Raw genomic sequence first — 17,670 nt, 5'->3', positions numbered from 1 at the left:
GCGCGGAAATTCAGTCGATCTGTCGGCGATGTGCCCAACGTGTCAGCGCATTGCGATTGGACTGCTGAGTCTTTCGCAGAACGTTCGATGCGTGAGTCTCGACCGTCTTCACGGAAATCACCAGGTCCTCGGCAATTTCACGGTAGGTGTACCCACGTGCCAGCAATCTGAGCACTTCGAGTTCCCGCGGAGTAAGAGAATCGAGTTCCGGATCGAGTTGTGGCTCGGGTGCATTGGAGCGTCCGGTGAAGGAGTCCAACACGAAACCTGCCAGGCGCGGCCCGAACACCGCGTCACCACCGGCAACGCGTCGTACGCCCTCGGCAAGTTCGGATCCCGAGATCGTCTTGGTCACATACCCGCGCGCACCGCCGCGGATCACCGCGATCACGTCTTCGGCGGCATCGGAAACGCTGAGCGCCAGGCACACCGGGCCGGAATCGATTCCGCGCAGAACTGCCACTCCACCACCGTCTGGCATGTGGACATCGAGCAGAACGACGTGCGGCTTCGTCGAGTTGATACCGGCGATTGCCTCCGCCACGCCGCCGGCCTCACCGACGACATCCATATCCGTCTCGCGCGAGAGCTCGGCCCTCACCCCGGAGCGGAACACTGCATGATCGTCGACAAGAAATACGCGGTACGGGGGCGGCGCAAGCGAAGTCACTGGGGCTGTTCCTCGGGGTTGTCGACACGGTCAGCAGTCTGGTCCCACTTTAGAGCAGAGTCACCGAGCGGCATGTGCACGCGGATTTCGGTGCCCTTTCCGATGTCGGATCGAACCACGACGCGGCCACCGCGCCGCTCGATTCGACCACGAATCGACTTGGCCAGCCCCTGGCGATCCTCCGGCACCGCGTCGACGTCGAATCCGACGCCGCGATCACGAACGAACACACTGACCTGATCACCCTCGACCTCGGCGAACAGATTGATTTCCTTCTCCCCCGAGTGCTTTGCCGAGTTCACGAGAGCTTCACGCGTCGCACCGAGGAGCGCGGTGAACGCTTCCTTGGGCAGGCCGTTCTCGACGCCTTCGCCTTCGAGTTGTACGTCGCCGACAGTGACGGGACGGACCGTGACACCGTGCTGGTCTTCCACTTCACCGGCGATGATCTTCAGGCCTTCCGTCAGGCTCGTGTGGTCGATGTCGCCGCCGCTGAACAACCACTTGCGCAGCTCGCGTTCCTGACCGCGGGCCAGGCGCGCCACCTCTTGTGGGTTGTCGGACTGCTTCTGAATCAGAGCCAACGTCTGAAGGACGGAGTCGTGTAGATGCGACGCAATCTCTTCACGTTCGTCGTTGCGAATTCGGGCCGCACGCTCGGCGCCGAGAGCACGCCACATCCGCAGCCACAGCGGCACCGTCAACAAACCGACACCGATCAGCGTCACGACCACAGCCAAGAGAGACGAGCGCAGTGCTTCGAGGTCGACCTGAGCAAGGACGACAACGCCAAGACCCAAGATGATCAAGGTGGCTCCCCCGACCACCCGCGCCCACGTCAGAACGGTAGGCCGCTGCGGCAAGCCGATGACAGTACGGGGACCGTCGGAGTCGAACTCGCGCCACACCAAGGCGGCACCGATCGCGACGACGAAGAACGGCGCGAGCACCGAACCCGCCGTGCCGCTGAACAACCAGGACAACGCGGCTGCGCCGCCCAATCCGAGTGCGATCAAGCCGTACGCCCGCTGCCGCTCGGCCGCGGACGGCTTCTGCGTGTCCGTGCCGGCGGAGGTGAAGATCCACAAGGCGCCGTAAATGACGATGCCGGATCCGGCCATCGCCGCAAGAATCGTGAAGGCGACGCGCACTTTCAGGACATCGATACCGAGATGATCGGCGATCCCGCCCGCAACTCCGGCGACGATGCGACCGCCGGAGCGCCGCTCCAGCTTTCGCAGTGGCACGGCACCCGGAATGGGCACGCCCTTCTTCATGGGTACGGGATGCACCGGTACCCCGTTGACGGGCGGGCCTCCCGCAAACCCGGGAGCGGGACCGCTCACGAACGGCGGATCTGACAGATATTGCACATAGTCGATACTGGCACGAACCACGCGGACACACATCAGGGTCCAACCCTGAATCAGTCCGCCACCCTCACCCGCGATCACCACAAAGATCAGGGTTGGCCCTGATGCGCGGAGGCTGCCTCGGAAGCCAGGATTGATTCATGAACAATCCGACTTTCCAAGAACAGATCCAGGATCTGTGGCGGACCCGCCCCGTGCGTCTGCCGGCACAAGGTCACGTGGCTGGGGTATGCGCCGGAATCGGATACCGGTACGGCATCGACCCCGTTCTCGTACGCGTGGCGTTTGTCGCGTCCACCATTTTCGGTGGCTCAGGCATCCTTCTCTACCTCGCCGGCTGGTTGGTACTTGCCCGTGCCGGTGACGGATCGTCCCCCGCGCAGTCGTTGATGGGCCGCGGACACAGTTCCGATTCCAGTACCAAGACCATCGTCTTGCTGGTGGCCCTCGCCATCGCGGCTACGACTGTCGGCCCCGTCGGCGTCGGTCTGGGTGGTTCCGGACTGATCGGGCTGATCCTGATGGTCGGTGGCCTGTGGCTGCTCTACCAACGAGCGCCCATCCCGCCCGCACTGCCGCAGAACACGTCGCCTTATGTCGGCGCAGGTACCGCGTATCCAGGCACCGGATTCACGCCTGGGCCGTTCACCCCCGGATACTTCGCGCCCAATCAGCCTCCCGTGTACACGCCGTACACCAAACTCCCCGACAGCTATGTGCCCGAGGAACGACCGGCCGACCAGCCGCAGCAGTCACCACAATCTCAGGCCGCTCATCCGACGATAAACCTGTCGAAGGACCCGAGCGCTTCGGTCAGCACCAATCCGACCGAGGTGATCGGTGAGGCCGCCATCACGCCGCCGTCCTGGGATCCGCTCGGTGTCGCTCCGTTCGCCTGGGATCTTCCGGATCCGGCAGCCAAGGCCACACCGCTGCTCCCGTTGCCGCCACGTAAGCGTCGCTCGCGTTGGACGCTGACGGTCCTCGGACTCGCAATCATCGTCGCCGCAGTCACCGGGGCAGCGGGCGCCGCAACCGGCAACGAGTGGTTCACTCCCGGCCGAGTCGGTGCAGTCGGACTCGCCGTCATCGCACTCGGCCTGATCCTCGGGGCATTCTTCCGCAAGGGGTACGGCCTGCTGGTCGTCACCGGACCACTCGTGGGTTTCGTGCTTCTCGCCTCGTTGGTCTACCCGATCGAGTTCGACGCCTCGGGTGAGCAAAGATGGACTCCGGCAACAGCTTCCGAGTTGGAGCCGTCGTATTCAGGAGCCTTCGGAAGCTTCACTCTCGACCTCAACGGGGTCAAGTTCACCGAGGACGAGACCATCGACGTCGCGGCGTCGTTCGGCGAGTTCACCGTCATGGTGCCACCAACCGTCAACGTCAAGAACAGCTGCACCGTCGTCATGGGTGACGGATCAGGTTGCCTCGACGGCGGAATACACCCGGGCCGCGATGCGACACCGGACTCTCCCACCCTGACCATCAACGCCAAAGCTACGTTCGGCAGCCTGAAGGTGACGCAATCATGAGCGAGTACGACGAGACGACAGACCAGGACGAGACCCGAGAATCCAAGCGCCCCTCGGCACTTCTGCTGATCGCCGGACTGGCCGCACTACTGGTCAGCGTGTGGGCGTTGGTCGGGCCGTTCTCTCTGGCGCCGGCAGCGAACATTCAGTTCCGTTGGCTGTTCGTCGGTGCCGCCGTCGTGGCAGGACTACTGCTGGTGATTCTGCCGAATCGGCGCAACCGCAAGTAAAACTACTGTGCGCCTTTATTAACCGCGGGGGGTTAATAAAGGCGCACAGTTGTTTTTACTCCCACTCGATAGTTCCCGGCGGCTTGCTCGTCACGTCGAGGACTACGCGGTTCACGTCCGCAACCTCGTTGGTGATTCGAGTCGAGATGCGCTCGAGGGTCTCGTACGGCAGACGCGTCCAGTCCGCGGTCATCGCGTCTTCACTCGAGACCGGACGCAGCACGATCGGATGACCGTACGTCCGGCCGTCACCCTGCACGCCCACGCTGCGGACGTCAGCGAGGAGAACCACCGGACACTGCCAAATCGTTCCGTCCAAGCCTGCAGACGTAAGCTCTTCGCGCGCAATGGAATCTGCATGACGCAGGATCTCGAGGCGATCGCGGGTGACCTCACCGATGATGCGGATACCGAGTCCGGGACCGGGGAACGGCTGGCGTCCGACGATCTCTTCCGGCAGACCGAGTTCGCGGCCCACTGCACGGACCTCGTCCTTGAACAGCAGACGCAGCGGTTCGACCAACTTGAACTGCAGGTCTTCCGGCAGCCCGCCGACATTGTGATGGCTCTTGATGTTTGCAGTTCCCGTGCCGCCGCCGGACTCCACGACATCCGGGTACAGGGTGCCCTGCACGAGGAAGTCGACGGTCGCACCGTGAGATGCGTTCTCGCCCAGAACATCACTGACTGCGCCTTCGAAGCTGCGGATGAACTCGCGGCCGATGATCTTGCGCTTGGTCTCGGGATCGGTGACCCCAGCCAGCTCACCGATGAAGGTGTCCGCAGCATCCACGGTGATCAGACGCGCACCGGTTGCCGCGACGAAGTCCTGCTCGACCTGCGTGCGCTCACCGGCTCGCATCAAACCGTGATCGACGAAGACACACGTCAACCGGTCGCCGATTGCCCGCTGAACCAAAGCCGCAGCGACAGCCGAGTCGACACCACCGGACAGACCGCAGATGGCGTGTCCGTCGCCGACCTGCTCGCGAACCTGCTCGATCAGCGCATCGGCGATGTTGGACGCCGTCCACGCTGCCGGAATACCGGCGATCTCGTGCAGGAAGCGGCTCAGGACCTGCTGACCGTGTGGGGAATGCAGAACCTCGGGGTGGTACTGCACGCCGGCGAGCTTGCGGGCGCGATCTTCGAACGCTGCGACGGGAGCGCCATCGCTGGTCGCAGTCACCTCGAAGCCGGACGGCGCTTCGGTGACGGCGTCACCGTGGCTCATCCACACCGGCTGCGTCGCGGGAAGTCCGTCGTGCAGCAACCCACCGGATACCGCGATGTCGGTACGACCGTATTCGCGGGTGCCGGTCTCGGCAACGGTGCCGCCGAGGGCGCCTGCCATTGCCTGGAATCCGTAGCAGATTCCGAAAACCGGGATGTCGTGATCAAAAAGTGCGGGATCGAGCTTGGGAGCACCGTCTGCGTAGACACTCGAGGGCCCACCCGAGAGCACAACAGCCAAGGGGTTCTTGGCCACGATCTCCTCGACGGTCGTGGTGTGCGGAATCACCTCCGAGTAGACCTTGGCTTCGCGAACTCGCCGTGCGATCAACTGCGCGTACTGCGCTCCGAAGTCGACGACAAGAACTGGTCTCTGCTGCTCGATATCTGCCACAGGTGCAGTCTAATCGCCGCAGCCAGCGCTTCTGCGCATGCATGGACTCAGCCCGCTCCTCGGCCGAGTGAGCGCGAGGTACGTCACTACAAAGGCCGACCCTCCGGACTGCGCGGCGACCTCGGGGCGAACTAGACCACCGTCCAGGTTAACGATGCCCCAATCACCCGCACTTTAGCTTCGGCAATCAAATCGGCGACATCATCGCAGGCCAGAGCCCGAAATGGACGGAGGGTGAATTTTCTGGACGTTTGACCGATTCGCCTGAACCAAACGTCCAGTAAAGGTAATCTCGCCCGTCAAGTGATCAGGATCACGATCGCAAACGGCCGGCGCCGCCGAACGGCGCTCACCTCGAGGAGGACCTGTGCGTCGATTCATACGACGACTCGCCATACCTGTCGCGGCTGTGACGGCTGCCGCCGGACTTCTAGCCCTCGGCACGCCGGCCACCGCTGACGAAGCCCCGCCGACCACCTTCACCGGCACGACCGACAATCTGATCTTCACGAAGAGTGTCATCGGGAACGCGGCAGTTCACCCGGGTGACACCGTCACGTACAAGACCGAGATCAAGCACAACGAAAGCGGCATCGAACGGTCGATCGCAAAGATCCGTGACATCCCGCCCGCAGGATTCGTCCTCGTGCCGGGCAGCGCCAAGGCCACCTACCTGGGTGTGACCAACCGGGCGACGATCAGCAACGAATCAGATGGCGGAGTCTCAGCGAAGTGCTCGAGCGGCTGCACCTTCCTCGTCGGTGGATTCGTCGTCAAGAAGAACCAACCCGTCACGCTCGAAGCGACCTACACGGTCCCTGTCGGCACAGCGTTCGAGACGTACGACAGCGGCATGCTCTTCGACGTCAACGCCTTCAGCACGCAGCAGGGCCTCAACCCGATCAACGTCAACGTCCAGGTCGTCGACCCGTCTGTCGCCACCGGAACCACTCTGGTTGCACCGGCAACGGCGAAGGTCGGCACGCCGGTCGACCTGACCGCGACGGTTGCGCCGTCCGACGCGAGCGGCACCGTCCAGTTCAAGGACGGCGGCAACGACATCGGCTCACCCGTCCCGGTCTCGGGCGGTAGCGCCACCCTCTCCCACACCTTCGACAGCGTCGGCGCCCACGACATCACCGCCGCGTACAACGCCGGTCCGGGATTCCACAGCTCGACCTCCGGAGTCCAGACCGTCGACGTCTCCGCGGACACCACCACCACGATCTCGGCTCCGAACGCCGCATTGGTCGGTGACAGCATCACCGTGAGCGCCGTCGTCACTCCGGCCAACGCCGTGGGCACGGTGCAGTTCAAGGACGGCGACACCAACCTCGGCGCACCGGTGGCCGTGGTCGACGGAACGGCTTCCCTGACCCGCAGCTACGACGCCTCCGGCACGCACAGCTTCACCGCAGTGTTCACCGGCGAGGCCGGCTACGGCGATTCCGTCTCCACCGCAACCCAACTCGACGTCAGCGATCCCGACTGGGGAACCACCACCACCGTTGTCGAACCGCTCACAGCAGTCGTCGGTGAACCGACCAACCTCTCGGCCACCGTCTCCCCCATCCCGAGCAGCGGAACCGTGACGTTCAAAGTCGACGGCGCCGAGGTCGGTACCGCACCCGTCGGCACGGGTGACGGCGTCGCGATCCTCCCGCACACCTTCGCATCAGCCGGTGCCGCAGCCGTGGTCGCCGAGTTCTCCGGCGGAACCGGATTCATCGGCTCCACGTCCACATCGTTCACGGTGAACGTGACCGATCCCGAGCCCGCCCGCGCGGACACCACGACAGTCCTGACTGTCAGCGGCTCCGCTCAGGTCGGAAAGGCATTGCAACTCAAGGCCACTGTTGCACCCGGAACAGCAAACGGAATGATCCAGTTCAAGTCCGGCACGACGCCCATCGGCGCACCCGTTGCCGTCGTCAACGGCGTCGCGACGCTCACGCACACCTTCGACGACGAGGGAACGTTCGGCCTCACTGCCAACTTCGTCGGCGACGCCGGCTGGAAGAACTCCGTCTCCGGCCCGACGGTCGTGCAGGTCGGCACCGCACCGACCGACGGCGGCGGCACCGGAAGCGTGGACACCGGTTCGCTCAGCGGCCTCATCCCGCTCTTCGGAAGCTAGTCCCCCACATCAGCTTTGGACACCACTCCCGTACCCAGCTCAGGAGAATCCATGTTCGTGTACTCCAGACGTCGCATCGCGGCGCCGATCGCCGCCACGGCACTCGCCAGTGGCGTCATCCTCGCGGGAATCCCCGCGTCAGCGGCCCCGGTGACAACAACTTTCGGAACGAGTTGCCTCGCAACCCCGTCCGCCGTCGCCGGTCCGACCACGCAGTCCCAGTCCGGTTCGGTCATCGTCGACGCACCGGAGAGCGTCGGAGCGGGTGAGACCTTCGAGGTCACCATCCAACCCGGTCCCATCGCCTTCCCCGGATCGGCTTCGGGGGCGACCGTCCAGAACGTCTCCCGCATCAAGGTCGACGTCGACGTTCCCGCGAACGCCACCCTGGTGGAAGCCACCATCGTTCCCGGAACTTCGGCAGGGCTCAGCGGTGTCGCGCCGAACATCCTGCGTGTCAACGAGAACGGCAACGTCGATCCCAACGGAACCATTCTGCGTCTCTCCGGAAACAACCAGGTCATCGGCAACAGCCCCAGCTCGAGCATCAACTCCGAGGGCGGGATAGTCGTCAAGGCGACCGGCAAGAACGTCGACGGCTCCAACAATGCCGACGGCTACACCCAGTTCCAACTCCCCCAGGTCAAGGCAGTTCTCAAGGCCGGCGATTCAGGGGACGTCGCGATGAAGGTACGCACCGGCGGCAGCGCAGGAGCATGGAACAACGATCGCAACTTCCTCACGTTCCTCCCCAAGGCCACCCTGGTCATCACCGCCTGGGCGCCTACTCGGTGCACCCCTCGTGACGCTGAGAACGGTCCTCTCAACAGCGGCGCAGGCCCCCTCGCCACGACACGGATCATCGAGGCGGACAAGGCAACCACCACCACTGTCGTCGGACCGGCCAACGCCAAGAACGGAACTCCTGTCACTCTGTCGGCCAACGTGAGCGGCGGCGCAAACGGTGGAACCGTCCAGTTCTTCGACGGCGACAACCCCTTGGGGGACGCGGTACCGGTCACCGGAGGGTCGGCAAGCATCTCCCCGACCTTCACCGAGGACGGACCGCACTCCATCACCGCGAGCTACAGCGGTGCACCCGGATTCCTGGCGTCGACGTCGGCGTCGGCCAAGATCGTGACCGTCACGACCGATGCGCCGCCTGACGCCGTGACCACTACCGCAACGGTTTCGCCGTCTACCGCGAAGGTCGGTCAGGACGTCAACCTCACCGCCAAGGTCGATCCGCAGGGCACCGGCGGCACCGTCGACTTCATCGTCGACGGCACCGAAACGCTGACTGCCACGGTCGGAACAGACGGAGTTGCCATCGCTCCGTACACCTTCACCTCGACAGGAACGCACAAGGTTGTCGCGAAGTTCACGGGTTCACCAGGATTCGCGCCGTCCGCTGCCCCGGCATTCCCGGTCAGTGTCACGACTCCGGCTCCCGCTGACGTCGAGACGTCCACGGTTCTCGACGCCGTCGGAACTGTTCAGAAGAACACCCCGGTGACACTCAAGGCAACGGTCGATCCGGCCGGTGCCACGGGCAAGGTCCAGTTCAAGGTCGGTGACACCCTCATCGGTGGACCGGTCGACGTGGTCAACGGTGTCGCAACGGTACCGGCCACGTTCTACAACTCCGGGACCTACAGTGTCACTGCCGAATTCGTGGGTGGTTCGGGCTACACGTCCTCGGCCTCTGCGCCGCAGACCCTGACCGTCCCCGGTGATACCGACGGCGGACCCGGTGGCGGAACCGGCAGCCTCGACCTCGGCACCCTCTTCGGGTCGCTGGGCGGCTGACAAGGTGGGCTGACGATCTGAAACTGCAAAAGGGGCGTGCCGTCGAATCCTCGACGACACGCCCCCTTTCAGTTCTCGGTGAACTATCCGGCAGCAGGCTCCACCGGAACAGCCGTAGCCGTCTTGCCGCCGGTGATCTTCACGATCGGCAGAACCAGCGCGGCCGGAGCCGACGCCGGCACCACGGGCGACTTGGGTGCAATCGGAGCCAAACGCTCGTAGCCGCTGCCCTGGGCGGGACGCAGGTCGGTCTCTCCCTTGTTCGGCCACAGCGAGGCCGAGCGCTCGGCCTGAGCGGCGATGGTCAGCGACGGATTCACGCCGAGATTGGCCGAGACCGCTGCGCCGTCGACGACGCTGAGCGTCGGGTAGCCGTACACGCGGTGGTACGGATCGATGACACCGTGATCGGAATCCGACGCGATTGCGCAACCGCCCAGGAAGTGCGCGGTCAAAGGAACGTTGAAGATCTCGCCCCACGTGCCGCCTGCGACGCCGTCGATCTTCGCGGCAACTCGACGCGTCGCCTCGTTGCCCTCGGGAATCCACGTCGGGTTCGGCTGACCGTGGCCCTGCTTGCTGGTGACCTTGCGTCGACCGAACAGGCCCTTCTTCGTGTACGTGGTGATCGAGTTGTCGAGGTTCTGCATGACCAACGCGATGATCGTGCGCTCGCTCCAGTCCTTGACAGTCAGCATGCGCAGCATCTGGTACGGGTTCTTCGCGACCACACCGAGGAACTTGATCCACCGCGGTGTCGAGCCACCGCCATCCGTCATCAAGGTCTGCAGCAGTCCCATCGCGTTGGAACCCTTGCCGTAGCGGACCGGCTCGATGTGCGTGTCGCTGCTCGGGTGGAACGACGACGTGATCGCCACTCCGCGGGTCAGGTCGAGTGCAGGATCGACCTTGTACTTGCCTGCGCCGACGATGGATTCGGAGTTTGTTCGAGTCAGCTCGCCGAGCTTGTCGGAGAGCTTGGGCAGCGCTCCGGTGTCCTTCATGTCGAAGAGCAGATGCTGAGTGCCCCACGTCCCGGCCGCGAGAATCACGTTCGCAGCCGTGTAGGTGCGGCGGTTCTTTCGCCCGAATGCACCGGTTCGCTCGGTGAACACATCCCACGAACCGTCGCGAGCCTCACGAAGTCCGGACACGGTGGTCATCGGAATGATCTCGGCGCCGGCTGTCTCGGCAAGGCCCAGGTAGTTCTTGAGGAGAGTGTTCTTCGCTCCGTGACGGCAACCCGTCATGCACTCGCCACACTCGATGCAACCGGTGCGCTCGGGTCCGACGCCGCCGAAGTACGGGTCCTTCGCCTTCTTGCCCGGCTCACCGAAGTAGACGCCGACAGGGGTCTGGATGAACGTGTCGCCGACGCCCATGTCGTCGGCGACCGACTTCATGATCTCGTCAGCGGGCGTCATGTGCGGATTCTGCACGACGCCGAGCATCTTCTGAGCCTGCTCGTAGTACGGGGTGAGCTCACTTCGCCAGTCGGTGATGTGCGCCCACTGCTTGTCTTGGAAGAACGGCTCCGGTGGCTGGTACAGCGTATTGGCGTAGTTCAACGACCCGCCGCCGACCCCTGCGCCCGCGAGGATGAGGCAGTCGCGCAGCAGATGCACGCGCTGAATGCCGAAGCAACCCAGCTTCGGAGCCCAGAGGAACTTCTTGAGATCCCAGCTGGTCTTCGCGAAATCTTCGTCGGCATACCGTCGGCCGGCTTCGATGACGCCGACCTTGTAGCCCTTCTCCACGAGACGAAGCGCGCTCACGCTTCCGCCGAACCCGGATCCGACGATCAGTACGTCGTAGTCCGTTGCCCGTTGCTTGCCCATCAGGACACCTCCACCGTGAACCGTAGTTACCCGCCAGTATGCACCTATCCCTTGTGACTACCACCACAAGGGGCCCCATAAGCGTAACCGCAAGTATCAGGAACGGAAGAAAGTCCTGCACAACGAACTGTGGCCCCGGTTCACGAAGAACCGGGGCCACCGAAAGGTACAAACTACGCGCGGACCGTCAGTCCGACCTTCTGGAACTCCTTGAGGTCGGAGTACCCGGCCTTGGCCATCGACCGACGAAGACCGCCGACGAAGTTCAGAGAACCGTACGGATCATCCGAAGGACCGCTCAGGACCTGATCCAGGCTCGGACGCTCGCCGTAGGAAACCGGAAGAAGCGCTCCACGCGGAACCGAAGGATGAGCCGCAGCGGACGGCCAGTACCAGCCGCCACCCGGCGCCTCGGCGGACACGGCCAGCGGCGTGCCCAGAACGGCAGCGTCGGCACCGCAGGCGATGGCCTTCGCCAGATCACCCGAAGTTGCGATGTCACCGTCGGCGATGACGTGGACGTAGCGTCCACCCGTCTCGTCGAGGTAGTCGCGCCTGGCTGCTGCAGCATCGGCAATCGCCGTGGCCATCGGAACGCCGATACCCAGGACCTCACCGGTGGTGGTTGCACCCTCGGTGGAGCCGTACCCGACGATGACACCGGCAGCGCCGGTACGCATCAGGTGCAGCGCGGTGCGGTGGTCACTGACCCCACCAGCGACAACCGGAACGTCGAGTTCCGAGATGAACGTCTTGAGGTTCAGCGGTTCCTGCTCGGTGTGCACGACGTGCTCGGCCGAGATGATCGTCCCGTGGACGACCAGCAGGTCGATTCCGGCCTTGATCAGCTCGGGCGTCAGTGCGCGCGCATTCTGCGGACTGACCCGAACGGCAGTGGTGACCCCCGAATCACGGACCTGCGCCACCGCAGCAGCCAGAAGACCCGCCTGCAGCGGTGCCGCGTGCAGCTCCTGCAAGTAGCGGATGGCTGCGTCGACGCCACCGTCCTTCTCGGCGATCTCGACGAGACGCCGGAGCTTCTCCTCGACATCGGGGTGACGGCCCCACAGGCCTTCACCGTTGATGACACCGAGGCCGCCGCGCTTACCCAGCTCGATCGCGAAGGTCGGCGAGACCAACGCGTCGGTGGGATGTGCGAGGACTGGGATGTCGAACCTGTAAGCGTCGAGCTGCCAAGCAGTCGACACCTCCTTCGACGAACGGGTTCGCCGGGAGGGAACGATGTTCACATCGTCCAACTCGTAGGTACGTCGGGCCGTTCGACCCATGCCGATCTCAACGAGGTCGCGCACGCGCGCCCCTTTCTCGTGTACTGGTTGCTAACGAGCGGTGTAGTTGGGTGCTTCGACAGTCATCGTGATGTCGTGCGGATGGCTTTCCTTCAAACCGGCCGCCGTGATCTGGACGAACTGAGCGTTCTGCAGGTGCTCGATCGTCGCCGACCCCGTGTAACCCATGGCAGCGCGCAGACCACCGGTGAGCTGGTGCGTCACCTGGGAAAGCGGGCCACGGAACGGAACACGTCCTTCGATGCCTTCCGGAACCAACTTGTCCTCGGAAAGTACGTCGTCCTGGAAGTACCGGTCCTTGGAGTACGACTTGGCCTCGCCACGCGATTGCATCGCGCCGAGCGAACCCATTCCGCGGTAGCTCTTGAACTGCTTGCCGCCGACCAGGATCAGTTCTCCGGGCGATTCAGCGGTACCGGCCAGGAGCGAACCCAGCATGGCCGTCGACGCACCCGCGGCAAGAGCCTTCGCGATGTCACCGGAGAACTGGAGTCCACCGTCAGCGATGACGGGCACACCCAGAGGCTTGCACGCGGCAACCGCTTCCAGGATGGCCGTGACCTGAGGGGCACCGACACCGGCGATGACGCGGGTGGTGCAGATGGAACCAGGGCCGACTCCGACCTTGACGGCATCGACGCCGGCTTCGACCAGTGCCAGAGCACCCGCGCGCGTAGCGACGTTGCCACCGATGATCTGAACCCGCTCACCCAGTTCACGCTTGAGCTTGGCGATCATGTCGAGAACGTTGGACGAATGACCGTGCGCACTGTCCACCACGAGTACGTCCACACCGGCATCGGTGAGCGCCATCGCACGCTGGAAGGCGTCGTCGCCTGCACCGACTGCAGCGCCGACGAGCAGTCGACCGTCACGGTCCTTGGTAGCGTCCGGATGCTGCTCGGTCTTCACGAAGTCCTTGACCGTGATCAGACCGGTGAGCTTGCCGTTGCCGTCGACGATCGGCAGCTTCTCGATCTTGTGCCGACGAAGAAGGCCCAGTGCCACGTCTGCGGTGACGCCTTCCTGAGCGGTGATCAGCGGCATCTTGGTCATGATCTCGACGACCGGACGATTCTGGTCGACCTCGAAACGCATGTCACGGTTCGTGACGATGCCGACCAGCTGGCCGGCGTCGTCGGTGACCGGCAGACCCGAGATGCGGAAGCGAGCGCACTTCGCGTCGACCTCACCCATCGTGTCGGTCGGCTTACACGTGACGGGATCGGTCACCATGCCGGCCTCGGAGCGCTTGACGGTCTCGACCTGTCCTGCCTGAACCTCGACGGACGAGTTGCGGTGCAGAACACCCATGCCGCCGGCGCGTGCCATCGCAATTGCCATGCGCGACTCGGTGACGGTGTCCATCGCAGAACTGACCAACGGAATCCGCAGACGGATGTCGCGGGTCAGTTGACTGGACGTGTCGACCTGGCTCGGGATGACGTCGGACGCAGCAGGCAACAGCAGCACGTCGTCGTAAGTCAGTCCCAGCATCGCGACCTTGTTGGGGTCGTCTCCTCCGGTGTGTACATGTCCTGCAGAACTACTCATGCGGTCAGGACCCTCCATGGACCTAGATTCGCCCAGGGCGACCGCTGTAGCAGCCGCCTCGAAACGGATTACGAAAGCTGGATATCGGATAGAAGGCGCCTGCACGGAAAGAAATTCCTGGCACCTTTTCCCGGCGTTGCACACCATGGTATCGGCTCACTCAAAGGTCCGAACCATCCCACCCACGCTGCGGGTACGCGTAACAAGTGGCGCTGACCCCCCTGACCTGCGTACCGTGGTGCTGTGCGTGATCAACTGCCCCCCGGTCTGCCGCCAGATCCCTTCGCCGGCGACCCAGCTGACCCCTCCGCGGCTCTCGATGCCATCGAGCCGGGCCAACCACTCGACCCCCACGAACGCCAAGCGGTCGAGGAGGATCTCGCTGACCTCGCCGTCTACGAGGCGCTCCTCGCTCACCGCGGCATCCGCGGTCTCGTAGTGTGCTGCGAGGACTGCCAACAAGATCACTACCACGACTGGGACATGCTGCGCGCAAACCTGCTGCAGCTCCTCGTGGACGGAACCGTCCGCCCCCACGAGCCGGCCTACGACCCGATGCCTGAGGCATATGTCACGTGGGACTACTGCCGTGGATACGCCGACGCGTCGATGAACGAGGCGATGCACGGCGACGGTTTCGACAGCTGAGCGAAACCCCACCAGGTTCAAACGAAAGTGGCCGACAAGCAATTGCTTGTCGGCCACTTTCGTATGAACGTGGACCGCAACGATGCGATCAGAGCGGGAACCTCAGGGTGGGGGTGAAGAAGAATCACCCGACGGCGACGAGGCCGGGGCCAGTGACGTCGTTGTCGTGGTGGTCGTCGTGGTCGTGGTAGTCGTCGTGGGCGACGATGACGGTGTAGACGACGCCGCGCTTGGACCAGGCGCTTGCATGATTCCAGGGTCGGGCGTTGTCGTTGTGGTCACGCCGCCAGACAACTGAGGATTGGCCGGATTGACTGAAGTCCCCGGAATCGCCGTGGGAGAGGTGGCAAGCGAGGATTGCTGATCGGACGTCAACGGCGGTACTGCGGGTGACGTGGTCTCCTGGACCTGCGTCATCAACTTGCCCCAACGCTCGACGAGATCCGTCTTGTCCTGCGAGTCCTTGACCGCATCGGCACGGTGAGCTGCGTTGTCCAGCACCATCTTTGCCGCGGGAATGTCCCCGGCGGCCAACAGACGCTCGGCCTTTTCCAGCTCGGATGTCGTGTCGATCTTCGCGACCGTCGAGTTGGCCTCGTCGGCGAAGACGACCTGCTTGACGCCCCAGAGGGCATCGCCGGGCTGGGCGTCGTACGCCATCGCTGTGGCACCACCGAAGACCACTGCTGCAACAGCTGCTGCGGCGGCGATCGGGCGGACCACACGCAATCGGGAACGGGAACGTGAACGCTGACGATCGGAGAAGCCGGACGGCGTCGCTGTGATTGCAGCGATGACATCGTCCAACAACGGACCCTCGGGCATCGGAGTCGCAACGACATCGTCACGCCATTGCGAGAGAATCAACGCAAGTTCGTACTGTTCGGTGCTATCGGTTGCTACCGGCCCGCCACTCGAAATGGACTCGATCAGCGCATCGTCACGCCGAACCGCAGCCAAGTCCACTGGCGTACCGTCGTCGGCGAGATCACCGAGATTCGAAGCGTCACGCCCCTCGTCTCTAGCCAAAGCTCTCACCTGCTTTCGTTACTTCTTTTTTCAGTTTCGCGATCGCCCTGTGCTGAGCGACTCGTACAGCTCCGGCGGTACTACCGACGGCGACGGCCGTTTCCTCGGCCGACATCCCGACCACCAGGCGAAGTATCAAGATTTCTCGATGCTTCTCCGGAAGTGTGCCGAGAAGTTCATGCATCTGTCTGCTGGACTCCGAATCGAGTGCTCGCTGTTCGGGACCATCATCCAGTGCTATTACATCCGGTACTTCGGAAACGGGCTCCGACTTGTTACGGGCGGAACTTCGATGTGCGTCCGCAACCTTGTGCGCGGCAATTCCGTACACAAAGGCCATGAACGGGCGTCCCTGGTCTTGATAACGCGGCAGCGCGGTCATCACGGCCAGACACACTTCCTGCGCGACGTCGTCAGCGGACAGGTGTCCCCGCTCGGCCGCACCCACTCGACCGCGGCAGTAGCGCACCACCATCGGTCGGATGTTCTCCAGAACCAAAGCTAGAGCTGTACGGTCGCCCTGCGCAGCAGCGGCGACCGCGGTGTCCAACTCATCGCTCGTATTTGTCATCGTCAGCGAAAATCCTGGCGTTACAGTGGCACCTCCCGAGCGGGTGTGCTCCCGCTCTCAGCGGAACCCTCTAAGAGTAACCATCCGGACCGGCTGGTCTCCGCATGCCCGCCCAGCAGTCGCGATATCGAAACAGCCCTGTGGGAATCGTTCGCGAGAGACTTCGGGTGGATCGATTACGACACAGGTAGGAGTGATCCACCGCGCATCGCAATCAGATCGCCGATCTCACGGGCACTCGGCGAGGTCCTCCCGCCGCTCACGCCCTCGATCAGCAGCGACGACGCCCAGGCCAGGGGCAGCAGGCCGTATTGCTGACACCTCGCAAGCACTTCCGCTGCCGACTCCACGGCAGCGCTTGGGTCTGTTCCGGTCAGCGCGGCGCTGCGCAGTAGATCCGACTTCACGCGGTGCCGGACGGACTCCGATTTCCCCGACAATTCGACGGCGCGTTCTGCGTGTCTGCGGGCGCGCGCGAAGTCACCTCCCGCCAGCGCCAGTTCCGCCGAGACCCATTCGATCCGAATTTCCTGCCGCCACAGCCCGCCCTCGCCGCCCAGACGGGTCCGACACTCCCCCAGCAGGCGCCAGCCGAGGGGGAGCCGGCCACAACCGAGGGCGTCCGCGGCCAGACCGGTCAGAGCGTCACAGGCAGCCTCTGGATCGACTGGCAGACCGCCGACGATCGCCAGTGCGCGCCCGTCCCACGTCGACGCGAGTGCATGACGTCCACTCTGGCGAAGAAACGACGCCCTCGTGCTGGCAGAGAGAGAGGCAAGAACTCGATCCGAGTGCGTCGAGGACCCCGCCGTGAGCCGATCGAGGACATCCAATGCTGCCCGCGCTCTGGCGTAGTGCCCCTGACCACCCAGAATTACTGCCGTTGTCCACCAATCCCGGGTTGAGCAAGGCGCCGGGAGACGGTCAAGGTCCGGATCCGCACCGAATGCGGCGGATTCGAAAGTCCCGGGACGGCCAGGTGACTCAGTGAACGAAGGCGATTCAGGGGGCTCAGGTGTCGACACAGGTAGATCATCGCAGCAGCGCCAACAGACAAGCGCCTGACCGATGCCGTTTGCCGCACGGGAAGACGAAAAGGCAAGTTTGTCGGAGTTAATCAGATATTCAACTGAGATTTGCCGAATGTACTCGTAATGATATTTAACGGGCATATATCCGTGACGTTAACTGCGCATTACTTATTGGACAGATGTCCTAGTTGAAACTTGGGCACTAAGTCCCGAAATGGAGTACGACCCTGCCCGCGCAATATCGGACAAATGACGCAAACGGAGCCGACGGGCTGAGTGTTTTCGCCGGGCGATCAGCAGCAAACATA

14 protein-coding genes are annotated in these 17,670 nt (G+C 63.7%); 5 read left to right on the top strand and 9 right to left on the bottom strand.

Annotation, left to right across the window (positions count from 1 at the left end):
• Positions 1-10: 10 nt before the first annotated feature.
• The gene (locus RA302_RS09690) at positions 11-670 is read right to left on the bottom strand and encodes a response regulator transcription factor (protein ID WP_020969075.1); all 660 of its coding nucleotides are present in this window, start codon (positions 668-670) and stop codon (positions 11-13) included.
• Positions 667-1,947, bottom strand: a complete 1,281-nt coding sequence (locus RA302_RS09685; protein ID WP_037134353.1) for an ATP-binding protein — start codon at positions 1,945-1,947, stop codon at positions 667-669. Before RA302_RS09685 ends, RA302_RS09690 begins: the two co-directional genes overlap by 4 nt.
• 236 nt (positions 1,948-2,183) lie before the next feature.
• Between RA302_RS09685 and RA302_RS09680 the strand changes: the two genes are divergently transcribed.
• Together RA302_RS09680 and RA302_RS09675 are read left to right on the top strand one after the other, a co-directional pair.
• Complete coding sequence (locus RA302_RS09680; protein ID WP_259118953.1) at positions 2,184-3,578, top strand: PspC domain-containing protein; 1,395 nt, start codon at positions 2,184-2,186, stop codon at positions 3,576-3,578.
• Entirely contained in the window at positions 3,575-3,808 is a 234-nt protein-coding gene (locus RA302_RS09675; protein WP_020906937.1) for a hypothetical protein, read from the top strand. The genes RA302_RS09680 and RA302_RS09675 overlap by 4 nt, the downstream gene beginning before the upstream one ends.
• A gap of 55 nt (positions 3,809-3,863) precedes the next feature.
• Here RA302_RS09675 and guaA read toward each other — a convergent pair whose 3' ends face one another.
• On the bottom strand, positions 3,864-5,435 hold the full coding sequence (gene guaA, locus RA302_RS09670) for a glutamine-hydrolyzing GMP synthase (RefSeq protein ID WP_019747593.1): 1,572 nt from the start codon (positions 5,433-5,435) through the stop codon (positions 3,864-3,866).
• A 367-nt stretch (positions 5,436-5,802) separates the two neighbouring features.
• Between guaA and RA302_RS09665 the strand changes: the two genes are divergently transcribed.
• Together RA302_RS09665 and RA302_RS09660 are read left to right on the top strand one after the other, a co-directional pair.
• A complete protein-coding gene (locus RA302_RS09665; protein WP_338480358.1) occupies positions 5,803-7,572 on the top strand; it encodes an Ig-like domain-containing protein in 1,770 nt (589 codons plus the stop codon).
• Positions 7,573-7,623: 51 nt separating this feature from the next.
• Positions 7,624-9,381: an Ig-like domain-containing protein gene (locus RA302_RS09660; protein ID WP_020969070.1), complete on the top strand. Its 1,758-nt coding sequence runs from the start codon at positions 7,624-7,626 to the stop codon at positions 9,379-9,381.
• Between the two features lie 83 nt (positions 9,382-9,464).
• On the opposite strand, the gene RA302_RS09655 is transcribed toward RA302_RS09660, so the two are convergent.
• The 3 genes from RA302_RS09655 to guaB form a co-directional block, all read right to left on the bottom strand.
• The gene (locus RA302_RS09655; protein ID WP_060938810.1) at positions 9,465-11,219 is read right to left on the bottom strand and encodes a GMC family oxidoreductase; all 1,755 of its coding nucleotides are present in this window, start codon (positions 11,217-11,219) and stop codon (positions 9,465-9,467) included.
• A gap of 173 nt (positions 11,220-11,392) precedes the next feature.
• A complete protein-coding gene (locus tag RA302_RS09650) occupies positions 11,393-12,532 on the bottom strand; it encodes a GuaB3 family IMP dehydrogenase-related protein (RefSeq protein WP_003940976.1) in 1,140 nt (379 codons plus the stop codon).
• Between the two features lie 27 nt (positions 12,533-12,559).
• Positions 12,560-14,083 carry an IMP dehydrogenase gene (guaB, locus tag RA302_RS09645; RefSeq protein WP_020723641.1) on the bottom strand — a complete coding sequence of 508 codons (1,524 nt, stop codon included), beginning with the start codon at positions 14,081-14,083 and terminating at the stop codon, positions 12,560-12,562.
• Between the two features lie 243 nt (positions 14,084-14,326).
• On the opposite strand from guaB, the gene RA302_RS09640 reads away from it, so the two are divergent.
• Positions 14,327-14,731, top strand: a complete 405-nt coding sequence (locus tag RA302_RS09640) for a DUF5319 domain-containing protein (RefSeq protein WP_003940777.1) — start codon at positions 14,327-14,329, stop codon at positions 14,729-14,731.
• Positions 14,732-14,833: 102 nt separating this feature from the next.
• Here the strand turns inward: RA302_RS09640 and RA302_RS09635 are convergent, their stop codons facing one another.
• The 3 genes from RA302_RS09635 to RA302_RS09625 form a co-directional block, all read right to left on the bottom strand.
• The gene (locus tag RA302_RS09635; RefSeq protein WP_223257858.1) at positions 14,834-15,769 is read right to left on the bottom strand and encodes an anti-sigma-D factor RsdA; all 936 of its coding nucleotides are present in this window, start codon (positions 15,767-15,769) and stop codon (positions 14,834-14,836) included.
• Positions 15,753-16,331 (bottom strand): sigma-70 family RNA polymerase sigma factor, encoded by a 579-nt coding sequence (locus tag RA302_RS09630; RefSeq protein ID WP_003940953.1) that lies wholly within the window; start codon positions 16,329-16,331, stop codon positions 15,753-15,755. The genes RA302_RS09635 and RA302_RS09630 overlap by 17 nt, the downstream gene beginning before the upstream one ends.
• 176 nt (positions 16,332-16,507) lie before the next feature.
• Positions 16,508-17,356 (bottom strand): hypothetical protein, encoded by an 849-nt coding sequence (locus tag RA302_RS09625; RefSeq protein ID WP_338480351.1) that lies wholly within the window; start codon positions 17,354-17,356, stop codon positions 16,508-16,510.
• Positions 17,357-17,670: the final 314 nt, after the last annotated feature.

Source organism: Rhodococcus sp. DN22 (genome assembly GCF_036669995.1).
Taxonomy (GTDB): Bacteria; Actinomycetota; Actinomycetes; order Mycobacteriales; family Mycobacteriaceae; genus Rhodococcus_F; species Rhodococcus_F erythropolis.
The sequence above is the reverse complement of the archived record's forward strand: the minus strand, read 5'-3'. Positions and strand labels throughout refer to the sequence as shown.